Source organism: Pirellulales bacterium (assembly GCA_033762255.1).
In the GTDB taxonomy this organism is placed as follows: domain Bacteria; phylum Planctomycetota; class Planctomycetia; order Pirellulales; family JALHPA01; genus JANRLT01.
Genome location: JANRLT010000072.1, coordinates 67952 through 80747 on the forward strand (window position 1 = coordinate 67952; position 12796 = coordinate 80747).

At 56.7% G+C, this 12796-nt stretch carries 8 protein-coding genes; 4 read left to right on the forward strand and 4 right to left on the reverse strand.

The genetic code is table 11. The annotated features are described in order from the left end of the window. Nucleotides 1–79: 79 nt before the first annotated feature. The 3 genes from SFX18_20305 (at nucleotide 80) to SFX18_20315 (ending at nucleotide 5221) form a co-directional block, all read left to right on the forward strand. Nucleotides 80–3472: a protein kinase gene (locus SFX18_20305; GenBank protein ID MDX1965500.1), complete on the forward strand. Its 3393-nt coding sequence runs from the start codon at nucleotides 80–82 to the stop codon at nucleotides 3470–3472. Nucleotides 3473–3675: 203 nt separating this feature from the next. Continuing rightward, nucleotides 3676–4104 (forward strand): hypothetical protein, encoded by a 429-nt coding sequence (locus SFX18_20310; GenBank protein MDX1965501.1) that lies wholly within the window; start codon nucleotides 3676–3678, stop codon nucleotides 4102–4104. A 295-nt stretch (nucleotides 4105–4399) separates the two neighbouring features. After that, a complete protein-coding gene (locus SFX18_20315) occupies nucleotides 4400–5221 on the forward strand; it encodes a PEP-CTERM sorting domain-containing protein (GenBank protein MDX1965502.1) in 822 nt (273 codons plus the stop codon). A 305-nt stretch (nucleotides 5222–5526) separates the two neighbouring features. Here SFX18_20315 and SFX18_20320 read toward each other — a convergent pair whose 3' ends face one another. Together SFX18_20320 and SFX18_20325 are read right to left on the reverse strand one after the other, a co-directional pair. Further along, on the reverse strand, nucleotides 5527–6870 hold the full coding sequence (locus SFX18_20320; protein MDX1965503.1) for an HD domain-containing protein: 1344 nt from the start codon (nucleotides 6868–6870) through the stop codon (nucleotides 5527–5529). Nucleotides 6871–6976: 106 nt separating this feature from the next. Continuing rightward, a complete protein-coding gene (locus tag SFX18_20325; protein MDX1965504.1) occupies nucleotides 6977–7681 on the reverse strand; it encodes a hypothetical protein in 705 nt (234 codons plus the stop codon). Nucleotides 7682–7935: 254 nt separating this feature from the next. Between SFX18_20325 and SFX18_20330 the strand changes: the two genes are divergently transcribed. Then, a complete protein-coding gene (locus SFX18_20330; protein MDX1965505.1) occupies nucleotides 7936–9030 on the forward strand; it encodes a hypothetical protein in 1095 nt (364 codons plus the stop codon). Nucleotides 9031–9154: 124 nt separating this feature from the next. Here SFX18_20330 and SFX18_20335 read toward each other — a convergent pair whose 3' ends face one another. Next, a complete protein-coding gene (locus SFX18_20335; GenBank protein ID MDX1965506.1) occupies nucleotides 9155–9649 on the reverse strand; it encodes an acetolactate synthase in 495 nt (164 codons plus the stop codon). A 578-nt stretch (nucleotides 9650–10227) separates the two neighbouring features. Beyond that, a complete protein-coding gene (gene glgP / locus SFX18_20340; GenBank protein ID MDX1965507.1) occupies nucleotides 10228–12429 on the reverse strand; it encodes an alpha-glucan family phosphorylase in 2202 nt (733 codons plus the stop codon). Nucleotides 12430–12796 lie beyond the last annotated feature (367 nt).

A 12796-nucleotide genomic window follows, 5' to 3' on the forward strand; every position in this document is an offset into this window, starting at 1 on the left:
TGGGAACTTTTCTGAGTCCGTAGGCTTCTCTAACGTATCTGTAGCTAGCAGCGAATGGATCACAGGCACGGGCCATGTCATGGATTCGTCGAAACAATTATCGCTTTCACAAACTCCTCCCCCGCTAACCACGGAGTTAGACGGTACGCCCAGGGCGCAGACTGATAAAGAATCAACACCGGGTAATTCGCCCTCGGCTCTACGTGTGAAAAGTCCTGCGGCAGCGGTTTATGACAGTACGGACAACGGCACGGTGATCATGCCGCGGCCACGTTTGCTGGATAACGAGACCCTGCCTTATATCAAAGAACTTGACCCATTACGCCAGGATTTGTCGCTGGTCAACGATTCCGCCAGGCTCAACAGTCTTACCGCCAAAAGCGATTCCGGCAAAAGCGACTCAGGACAAAAGTTTGTGGCGGGAAGTTCCGCCCGGGCACTCGCGCCGCTGACTCCGGAGGAAGAGGCGGAACTGGTCAATCAGCAGACGGTCATCTCTGTCAATCCACTGGAAGAAGCGCCGCAGATCGGTAGTTTGACCTCGCGGGAGATGGGTAAGCTGCTGGCCGGGCAAACACTGGGCCATTATGCTCTGCGGGAATTCGTGGGCGGAGGGGGTATGGGGGCGGTGTTTCGCGCGCTCGACACCATGCTCAACCGCATTGTCGCTGTCAAAGTGCTAGCGCCGAATCAATCGCGGGACGAAGAAACCCTGCGCCGCTTTCAAAATGAAGCCCAATCCGCAGCGCGGCTGGACCACGAAAACATCGGCCGGGTGTACAACTTTGGCCATGATCGGGGTTGGCATTTTATTGTGTTTGAGTTTATTGAGGGGGTCAATTTGCGGGAGTTGGTGGAGCAGCAGGGGCCGCTGTCGATCCCCGACACGCTGTTGTACATGCTGCAATTGTCCGAGGCCCTCGCCCATGCCAGCGGCCGCGAAGTCGTACATCGGGACATTAAACCCTCTAACATCATCGTTACGCCGGAGCAAAAGGCCAAGTTGGTGGATATGGGCTTGGCCCGTTTGCACCAGGTCGACCAACAACAAGAAGACCTAACCGCCAGCGGCGTGACCCTGGGGACGTTTGACTATATTTCGCCCGAGCAGGCCCGCGACCCGCGCGTGGCCGATGTCCGCAGCGACCTTTATTCGCTGGGCTGCACGCTGTACTTTATGCTCAGCGGAGCGGCTCCCTTTTCCAGCGGAACCGTGCTGCAAAAGCTGCTCAAGCACCAGTCCGAGGATCCCACCGATCCCCGCACCCTGCGGCCGGAATTGCCCGCGGATTTGATAAAAATCCTGCGTAAGTTGATGGCCAAATCACCCGAAGCGCGGTATCAAACCGCGACCCAGTTAACGCAGGATTTACGTGTTTTGGCGGAGGAACTGGGCCTTTTGCCGCATCGGGCGGGATTGTCCACGGTCTGGTCTCCCCCGGTTAAGGTGGCTCCCCCGTGGTGGTATTACCATTTACCCTGGATCGCCCCCGTGGTGTTGTCGCTGATCATTGGCTGGATTTTATATACGTGGGATCAGGTGTATGCCAAAGATTATCAACCGCAATTGATCTCGGCTCAACATCCCGGCACGCGCGCCACGACTGCCACAAAGCCCCTCCCTTCGGCGACGAACAGCGGTGTTCCCAAGGGCCAAAGCTCTCCCGCGGCACCAGCGGACCAAGCATTTTTTAATCCCAAATTACCAGCGCAGAGTCAAAACTTTGCGTTAGACGATAAATCGCCCCCAGCGACAAACTCTCAGCCGACATTTCCAGAACTGGCCCTAGCACCGGAAGGCGCCGCGCTCCCGCCAGCCGCCCGTCAAAATGACAAAGGCAATAGCCAAAACGTTAATCTATCCGCTAGTCCCGGCACGGACACGCCTATTACGGACCCAGCTAGTACGGACGATTGGCAAAGCCGGATTGCGTGGTCAACGAAATATTTAAATGAGTCCGTGGCCTCCCTGCAGACTCAGTATCTCCCCCAAATCACCAGCAATCTTCCCAAGTGGCAGTTTAACTGGCCGCAACTCGCCCGCGAATCCCTTCCCGCCACCGGTAACGCAAATCCCGATGGAAATACAAATCCCCCCCCTCTTCCCGAATCCAGCGGGGGGACCAGCGGCCGACTGATCGTCACGCCCAATCCTCAACGGGGAGGGGAATTTGCCTCGCTGGCGGCGGCATGCCGCGCCGCCCGTGAGGGAGCAACGGTGATCCTGGACTATGACGGCTTGCTGATTGAGCAGCCGTTTACCTTGTCGCAACCCAACCTCACGATTGCCGCCGCTCCGCAGCGGCAGCCGATCATCCGCTTTCGCCCGGGAGGGTTGGAAAGCGCGGCCAGCATCCGAGGCATGCTAACCATGATGGGAGGCCAGCTCAACTTCGAACGGGTCCATCTAGAGTTTGAACTGCCGGGGCAAATTTCCGCCAAGCCTTGGGCATTTTTTCATTTAAGGCAAATTACCAGCCTCCGCTTTGTGGAATCTTCCTTAACCATCCGCAACGGCGATCAAATCCGGCCGCGGGATGCCCGGGTCAGTTTTTTTGAATTATCCAACGGTCCCAATGCCAATACGCTGCGCGCAAAAACGCTCCCACGGCCCCGCGACCCCGTCATCCTGGAGGGACTCCAGTCGACGATCCGGGGGGCCGCGGTCATCATCAATAACCAAGAACAAGTTCCGCTTCGCTTTCATTGGGAACAAGGGTTTTTAGCGACCAGCGAGACGCTCTTAGCCGTCGATATTGGACAGCGGCCTGCCGCCGGGCAAATTAACGAGGGGGTGACGATCGAATTGCGCAATGTCACCGCGGTCCTCTGGCGGGGATTGGCCAGGATCAAAAACGCCCTGAATCTGCCGGATATTTTGCCAGTTTCGCTGGATTTGCGGGACAGCGTGATTCGTGGCAGCGGCTCGGGGCCGTTTTTGGAATTGGAAAATCTGGACGACCTTAACGGCCTGCAGGACGCTTTGCAATGGCGCTCCAGCAATTTCTTAGTCGATGGCTATACTTCTCCCGCGCGGATCACCGCCGCGGTCGGCACGACAAACGTCGCGGTCAATCAATGGAACGAAATTTGGCAATTGGGCGAACGACAGTTGGCTTTTGCCCCCCTTCCCTGGGCCACCCCGGCGGATCGACTGCCCGAATGGCATCGGATAGAGCCCGGGCATTTAGCACTCAAATCCAGCACTTTCTCCAACACCCGGACCGTTCCGGGTTTACCCCCAACAGAGGGCAACACGTCGGACAAGGGGGATGCCGCGGCACTTCCGGCCGCAATCATTCCCCGGCCCACCCCGCTCGCTCCCGAATCGACAATCCCGGCGGAACGTGCAAAGGGACTTCCGACAGGAACTATCCCGGCCGAATCACCGGCTGTTCCCGAGCCGAAATCGGGATTTTCGGCTAATGATCTGCGGGAAATGGAAAAAGAAATGGAAATGTCCCGTCCCTGAATCCGTGGCCGGAGGACGGGGAAATTCTGAAAAATTGCCGGGATCGGGGTGACTTTGCCGGGCTTTCCTTGACTTTCGCCCGTTAAATCGTTTAACTACACTAGCTCTGCTAGGGGCAGGCAACCCGCGCGGGTTGTATCAGTCGTGGAGCAGCGGTTTTCTACTTTTGTGCAGTTTCCTACTTTGTGCCTCGGAGTTTTCACATGAAGCGCATGCAGTTTGCGGTGGTGTTGGCTGTTGCTTCGGCAATCATTGGTTGGCAAGCCTCTTCGGCGTTTGCCATTCGCGAATTCCAAGACGAATTTCTGAAGACCTATTACAAGCCCGACAGCGAAGACGCGGGCGAGAAGAAATTGGCCGCGGCCATCGACAAGATCAAGAAAGTGAACGAGGAAGACCAATCGGTGGATGCCTGTATCATTTGCCATGGTCCCAAGGCCAAAAAAGTGCGGAACGCCTATGGCAAGGCCCTGGATGAATTGTTGGATAAAAAGAAAGACAAAATGGACGCCGAAAAAATCCAAGCCGCCTTGCTGAAAGTCGCCGAACAGAAATCCAGCGACGATGGCCCCACCTTTGGGGAACTGCTGAAGAAGGGCGTGTTGCCGGAAATGAAAAAGGATTCGGAATAATTATTTATTGAATCCATCGCAAATGGGAAAACTCGCATCCCATCCATCGGCACCGTGGGGAATTTTCACTCCCCCCGGTGCTTTTTGCTTTATCTGCCGCAAATTTCTATCAATTTGAGAATTGGCCAAGAGTGTAGAAATTATTTGTAGATTATTATTGAGATTCAATTTGGATTAAACTAAAAATTTTAATTAGGAAAATGAGCTTGCTAATCTGACCCTAACAATTCTGGTTTATACTGGTTGCACTTTGAGGGGCTTATTTTCTTTAGTTTTTCATCTGAGGAGCACGCTGATGAATCGGTTCGTTTCCCGTTCCCTGCTGGCCGCCGCCATTGTGGCGCTACCGGCCCTCGCTAACGCCGCGATTATCTCGCAGTGGGATTTTAATTCCAACCCCGCTGACGGCAACACTAGCACCGGCACTACCGCCCCCGCCATTGGCACCGGCACACTAGCTAATGTTGGCGGCATCACCAATAGCTTTTCGTCAGGTTCGGCTAGCGGTGGTTCTTCCGACCCGGCACCCGCCGCCGACAATAGCGGCTATCAAACCACTGGTTATCCCGCCATTGGCGGCGCTGACGAAACCGCCGGCATCGAAGTCAAGGTTTCCACCTTCGGTTTTAACTCCATTTCGATCAATTTTGATCAACGCCACAGCAACACCTCTAGCCGCTTCATCTCTGTTCACTACACACTGGACGGCTCGACTTTTACACGTCTCACCCTGGACAACACCAACTCCACTCCCGGCGTGACACCTCCCCTGGGTAATCCCGCCAGTACCCCCGGTTTGTACGGCGCCACCGGCACCTTCAGTAGCGGTGTGGCCACCAGCGCTGGCGATGACTGGTTCAATGGCCGCAGTGTCAATTTTTCGTCCATTCCCGGCGCGAACAATAATCCCAACTTTGGCTTCCGCATCTTGACGTCCAAGGATGGCTTGGCAAATTTCACCGCTACCAACCCGACCAGCACCTACGCCGGTACCGGCACGCTGCGGTTTGACATGGTGACCATCAATGGCGAAGTCATTCCCGAACCATCTACTTTCGTCCTGGCCGGTGTCGGCCTGGCTGGCGTGTTGGCCCTGGGGCTGCGTCGCCGTAGCTAAGCTTGCCAGCTGATTCCTGGCATAAATGACTAAACCGCGAAATTTAACCCACCATCGATTGAGCATATTTCGCGGTCACACACACGCGCAGCCCGGCCTAATCCGCCGGGTTGCTTTTTTTTTGCATAGCATTCCTCCATGCTGTGTCAAAGATTGGTGTAAAGCGGATCAGCCGCTGGGCGCTACCTTACGACTTTTGCCGTGCTGATCGTGGTCTAGCACCCTACGGCTCATTCAAAAATAGAATGTAGACCCAACGTTAGGATGACTTGCGAATGGCACGACATCTTGCGGCATAAAGCCGCTCAATCGATCCGATTTGCCTCGTCGATCGCGGTCCAGACGCATTCCCGCAAGTCTCTCCGCTCCGTTAATTGCGGTCGTAACTCCGCGGCGCAATAAATCCGCACGCGTTTGACGTAATCGTCAAACTGTTCCCGCGCCAGGGTGCGCACCATCGGCGAGACATCCCCCAAACGCCGATACCGATCTTCCTTGGCCGCGTAAACATCCAGATCAAATTCGACTTCACGCTCTTCGGGAGGTGCGTCAAAAAGAATATCATGCTCGTCAACAGGGGTACCCAGCCGGGTGGAAAGAATCCCGGCCAAGGCGCGGCTCACCCGCGTCAGCCATCCATATGGTCGCCGCGCCAATCGCTCATACAAATCCCGTTCCTCTAAAAAACTATACTGGGCCACGCGCTTGTAAATTTTTCGCACGGGGCCAAATAGGCCGGAAAGCAACCCCTCCACCGGCTGATGCTGGCTAATCCGGCGCAGGCGCTCCACCCAGTTGTTATCGGTCCAACGACAGAGCTCGGCGGGGTCTAGCGAGTGGCGCAGCGAATAAACGGCCCGTTGCAGCATGGCCGTGGCGGCCCGGACCGTATGATGCCAGTAGACTTCGCTAAACATCACATAGCGGGCAAATACCAGCATTTCTGCGGCGGTTTTACCTTTATCGGTAATGGCGAGTCCCGTTCCCGCCGCATTGAGGCACAGGCTACCAAGGAGCCGCTGCTGGTCAAAGTTTCGTCCATATGGGACGCCGCAGTGCAGGCTGTCCCGCGCCAGGTAGTCCATTTTGTCCACGTCAATCGGACAGGAAAGCATGCTTCCTAGCAACTGTTCCGCCGGTGATTCGGTTGCGCCCGCCAAAAGCCGGGCGATCGCCAGGGGTTGCAACCCCCACTGTTCGACTAATACATCGGCCAGCGGGGACTCTTGCAAATAGCCGGCGGCCAACTCCTCGTGTCGGGGCCAGCCCTCCATGCGCAAATCCTCAATCGGGTGGCAATAGGGATAATGCCCCAAGTCGTGCAACAACGCCGCCGCCAAGAACATTTCCGCCCGTGGTGGATCGATCAGGCGGCAAAAACGGGGGTCCCGTTGCAATTCCAGTAAAAACAGCAAACCTAACCGGTAAACGCCCAGCGAATGTTCAAACCGTTGATGCATGGCCCCTGGATAGACCAGCGAGACCAACCCCAATTGCCGCACCTGGGCCAAGCGGCGAAATTGCGGCGTATCGATCACGGCCCGGACCCGCGGAGTCAGGGGGACATCTTGTTCGGGGGGAATCCGAATCAACTCGCGGCGGGATTCCAGCGCGCGTAATTCGGGCAGATCCGCCAGCCACGAGTTCATTGCTGTTTTTTTCCTTGGAATCGCCCAGAGAATCATCCCGTTGGGGTTCCCCGCGCCCGCGAACAGACGCGGAGTCCGCCGCCCGATGAATTTTGCGTAAAAAAATTTACCAAGGATGCAGCCCCATCACCACCCGCAAGACCACGCTGACTAATAAAAAAAATCCAAAATGGATGGTGGCGGGAACCGGCTCTAAATCCAGCGTCCCCAGACAGGTGAGCACGGCCATGATCATCAGGGGCGCCGCCATAACCAGAGGCTGCCATTGGCCGTAATCATGCACTCCCTCGGGAAAAACAAACACTTTTAACCCGCAATAAATGGCCCAAATCGCGGCGTAGGCCGCGCTGACAATCGCCACTCGGACCAACAGCTGCATGCCGGAATACCCTTCCAGCTCTTTATCGCGCAGCACGGTGTACCCGGCATAGACACACCCCGGCGCCAAGAATAAACTCCCCGCGCTTAAAAAAACCCAGGCCGTGGTATCGCTATTTTGAACAGTATTTCCCAAGAGCCACGCTAAGCCAAAGATCAGGCAAATCCCCAGGGCAATCCCCCCCACCAGCAGCGGTTGCAGCCGGAGTTTTGCCCGGGGAATGGGGCGCAGGACCGAACGTCCCTTGGCATCCTTGGCCGTGGTGGTGGAACCGCCGGAAAATTCCTCCGGCGCATGGATCACCACTTGCTCATCCAGTTTGGGGATGGTGATCACGGCCTTGCATTTGGGGCAAGGGCCTTGCTTTCCGGCAAACTTTTCATGGACCTGAAAACGGCCCTTGCAAGCTTGGCAAACAACGTGGATCGGCATGGGAGAACGCGGGAAAAGTGTCCTACAAAACTATAGTTTCCGCCGACTGTGGGGGGAAGTCAAGCAACCCGTCCCCCTTCCCGGCGTATTCCCTCCCGGAAAGCCCGGTCGCCGCGCTTTTGACCGGTTTATACCGAATTCCCTTGGCGATTTTCCCCGCGCCGATGCTAGAATAGGGGTATTGCCACCCGTTTCTCCTCAGGTCCGCTCCGACCGGCTCGTGGCTTTTCCCGCAGGCGCAGTTCCGATCGGTTATGTCGCTCGAAGCCCTTTGCCCCAACGGTCATCGTATTCAATGTCCCGACGAGAGCGCGGGCCGGATGGCCCGTTGCCCGCGCTGCGCCACGCCATTTCGGATACCGGGAGACTCTGCCCTGCCTAAAAATGGCTCACCTCCGCCGGATCGTGGCCCCCCGCCGCATCCCGCCGCGCCCGCTTTTTTAGCGGTGGACGCCCCCCATATTCCCCTCGAGGGAGCCGTCGCGACAGATGCCGTCGAGCCCGTCACCGAATCCCAAGCGATGCAAATCACCCACCTGCCTGGCTCTAGTATTCTTAAAAGCGAAAGCTCTTTGACAACGCTTTCCGCAGGTCATGCACCGGCGTTTGCCGCACCCGCGGGGGCGTCATCGAACGCCACACCCGGGCCAAACCCCGCTGGCGGCAGCGGTAAATTACCCCCGGACGCCATCGTGTTCCTATGTCCTAATGGGCATAAACTGAATGGCCCCGCCAAGCTAGCGGGCCGCTTGGGCCAGTGCCCGCATTGCCAAGCGAGGTTTCAAATACCCTCATTAGAAGTGCTCCGCGCCGTGCAGGCCGCCGAGGCAGGCCCCCCAGTGCAGGAGAATGATATTTCCAACCAAGGCAAGCCAATTATGGCCGAAATTGCCGTGGATACCGAGCCTGTCCCGCCGTCCATGACCGAGCCTAACGCGGCTGGCGATTTAGCCGATCTCTTTGCTGCCGTGCGTGCCGACGAAGAGCGCCAAATTCTACAGCGCGGTACCGCGGCCAGCGGCATTGGCAAGGGGACAGCCATCCCCGTGCTGCCGTCTCCGTCCCTGGCCAACCCGCCCCCGACCGCCAAACGCGCCAACCCATTAGCCGAACTCATGTATAAGCTCTGGGAAGAACGGGAGCACGGCGGAATTATCGAGTTGCATCTGGAAGGGGGAGCCGTGCTGTTGCCCGATTGGTTTGAGCGCAAATTGTCCGTGGAGACTCACGGTTTATTTGCTTCGCAAGCGGCGGATGGGACGGTCACAATGACTATCGTTCCCTGGGATACCGTGCAGAAAGTCATCATTCGCGGCGTGGTCGGCTTACCGGATGGCATGTTTGAGTGAGTGTCTGGCCACATTACGCATCCGCGACCGCGAAATGATGAATGCGGAATTGTTTTGCAGACATACTGCTTTCTGCCTTCTTCATTCCTACTTCTAACATTGGCTTACGCCCCTAGCGACCCATTTAATTTTCTTCCGCCAGCAAGTCCCCTTCGGTCAGCAAATTAAATCCTTTGTTGGCCAAGGTTTCCAAGCCCATTTCGATGTTATCGACCATGAGCGCGACGGCGGGCCGGCCCAGGGGCCTGGCCAGCATGGGATAAGCCTGAATGATGTTAATCTCAGCCTGTAAGAGCGCGGTGCAAACCCGCAATAAGGGCTGGGAGTCATCGGGCAATTCTACGCCGATCAGATCGCTTTCGATCATGGCCAATCCGGCCCGTTCCAAAATTTCGCGTCCTTGCTCGGGATGGCTAAGCAAGAAACGAACAAAAGCGCATTCGGCGGAATCATTGATGGAGAGCGCGACAATTTTGACGCGGCTCCCTTCGAAGCGGCGAACGACCTCCAGCAATTGCCCAACACGATTTTCCAGAAAAACCGTGAACTGGCGGATGCTGGGATAATTTCGCCCGCGCATGGTGGCATAATCGGTCGCGGATCCCTCGCCGTAACTCATTGCGAAATACACCTAAATAGAGGAGCCGGACGCGCTGCCCCGGATTTTTTACGCCCCTCAGTATACGTCGCCAAAAACCGGATCGTCAATTGAAATCAAGGGAAAAGCGGGACCTTTTCTGGCTGAGTAAAAAGCTGACATTATTTTACATCCCACCCCACTAGCGCCGCGACCGCCACATTTACGCGGTGATCGCGGCCTGGGCCAAGTTGGGCCGGACAGTACGAACGAGGTATTCAGTTTTATCCGCGCCCCCCCTCGCAACAGGTTTCGCAGATGCTATGGCACTGCGAACATTGCAATTTCATCCGTCTTTCGACCAAAATCCCCCCGCAAACCGGACATGCCGGTCGAGTAGAACAAGCGACGACGGAAGGGGAACCCGCATCCGCCGATTTTTGTAGACTTTGGGAAAAAGCAGGCGACTGAGCGCTGTTAAGGCGTGTTTCCATAGATACCCCCCAATGCAAAGGAATGAACTAAGGCCCCTAACCGTGAAAGTGAACTAAAGTACACTAACACGATTTGGGGCCTTTGTCAAGGCTTTGGGCTGGGCCGCGCGATTACTACGGCTAAATTTACAACGTCATGTCGCTGCTGAGCCCCCCGGCGGCGGGAACATACGCCAGACGGGCGTAGTCGGCCACCATCCGGTGGGAGCTAAACCGCCAACTGAGCGAACTGATGGAATGGATCATCATTTGGATCCAGCGGCGGGGAAGGCCGTCCGAATCCCGCTCATAAAAGAGCGGGACGACTTCTTCCTCGAGGACGCGGTACAAATCCATGCCATCGCGGCGATCCCCTTGCTCATCACTGGCGTGGGATGTCCCTTTGCCAATGGCAAAACCGTTTTTGCCGTCGTAGGCCTCCGCCCACCAGCCATCCAGGATGGATAAATTTAGTCCGCCGTTAATGACGGCCTTTTCACCGGAGGTGCCCGAGGCCTCCAGCGGGCGGCGCGGATTGTTCAACCACACGTCGACCCCCTGGATCAAATGCCGCGTGACATTCATGTCGTAATCCTCGACAAAGACCACACGGTTGGCAAAGCGGCCATCATGCCGCAGATTGGCGATCTTGCGAATCAGGCGTTTGCCCGGCTCGTCGGCGGGATGCGCCTTGCCGGCAAAGATGATTTGCACCGGATGGTCCGCGTTATTGAGAATCCGCGAGATCCGCTCCACATCGGTAAAGATCAGATCTGCCCGCTTGTACGTGGCAAATCGCCGGGCAAATCCGATCGTAAGGATATTGGGGTCCAACGCGTTGCGGGCGGCTTCGACGATGTCGTCGGACTCTCCCCGACGGCGGGCCTGGCGGCTTAGCCGGCGGCGCACAAACTGCAACATTTGGTTTTTAAGCGCGTAGTGCGTTTCCCATAGCTCGCCCGGATCAACACGGTGCAACTCTTGCCAAACTTCCGGCTCGCCCATGCGGCGCATCCAGTTCGGCGGAAAATACCGATCGTACAGTTGCCACATAGCCCAGGATAACCACGTGGGAATATGCACGCCGTTGGTGATATGTCCGATGGGAATTTCCTCTTCAACGCGCCAGGGCCACAAATGTGCCCACATGCGGCGGCTAACCTGGCCGTGCAATTGACTGACGGCATTGGCCCGGCGCGACAGCTTGAGCGCGAGCACCGTCATGGTAAAGGTTTCCCCCTCGTTGTGGGGCTCGACCCGACCCAGGCCCATCAGTTGTTGATGCGAAATGCCCAACTGATCGCGCAAGGGGCCTAAGTGTTCCTCGATCATGCCCGCGTCAAAGCGGTCATGTCCGGCGGGAACCGGCGTGTGCGTGGTAAAGACCGTGCGCTGCGCCACCTCGCGCAGGGCATCGTCAAAGCTGATGCCGTCTTCCTCCATTCGTTCGCGCATTGCTTCCAGCGTGGCAAACGCGCTATGCCCCTCGTTCAAGTGATACACGCCCGGCGTGATCCCCATTGCCTTAAGCGCCTTGACCCCTCCCACGCCCAGGATCAACTCTTGGCGGATGCGGGTGCGATGATCCCCGCCGTACAGGCGGCTGGTTAATTCGCGGTCTTCCGGTTTGTTTTCCTCCACATCGCAGTCCAGCAAATACAAATTCACCCGTCCTACCAGCATGTGCCAGACCTTGGCGCAGATCGGGCCATTGCGCGTTTCGACCCGAACGGTGATCTCTTTTCCGGCTTTGGTCAAGGCCCGCTTCACGGGGACATTTTCGATTTTCGTTTCCAGGTATTCCTCGTGCTGGTAGCCATCCAGATCCAAGTGCTGCTTAAAATAACCTTGGTTATAAAACAGCCCGATCGCCACCAGCGGAATGCCCAGCCCACTCGCGCTTTTTACATGGTCCCCCGACAACACGCCCAAACCGCCTGAATAAATCGGGACGGATTCGTGCATGCCGAATTCAGCCGAAAAATACGCGACCGGCTTCGACCCTAACACGCCCGCATGGGTGGTGGCCCAGGTGTTGGTGTCGGACATGTATTCCTTTAACCGGCGAAAGGCCTGATTGATGCGGCTATACAAGACCAACTCGGCGGCGCGGGTTTCCAACCGTTCGGGGGTGAATTCGGTTAAGAGCGCGATCGGATTATGGTCCAACTGCCGCCAGCGAATAGGATCCAAATCCCGAAACAAAGAGATCACGTCGGGATGCCAGCACCACCAGAGATTGTGGGCGACAGCCAGCATTTTTTCGTAAAGCGTTTCCGCTGAAAGTTCGGAAAGGCGCGGACCTTCTTTGGCTACCAGAGAAGGGGCCAGGGCTTCGATTTGACTCATGCTCATCCTTAGGGGGTCACTCGTTAGAGCACCGGGCGATCTGCGGCGCAAATCGTCAGGCACGGGGGTATCCTCCACCATTCCCAGTGGGCAAATTATATCATCCACTTCCGCGCCGTGCACCCCGCTGTCCTGAATTTTTCCATATTACGATTTAAGGAGCACGATTTTTCCCCCCCATAAAACTCGTTGCCGATTTCTCAAAGAGGAGCCTCGCACAAAACACCAGGCCACCTTGTGAGTATGCCCGGCAACTTTGTTTCTGACATGCATCATTTCCCACTTCCCTTTTTGAGCGTGCTCGCCTGGCCCCTATCCGATGGCACCGATGAAGTGCCTAAGAGTAGCCCCGCTTACGCTAAAATTT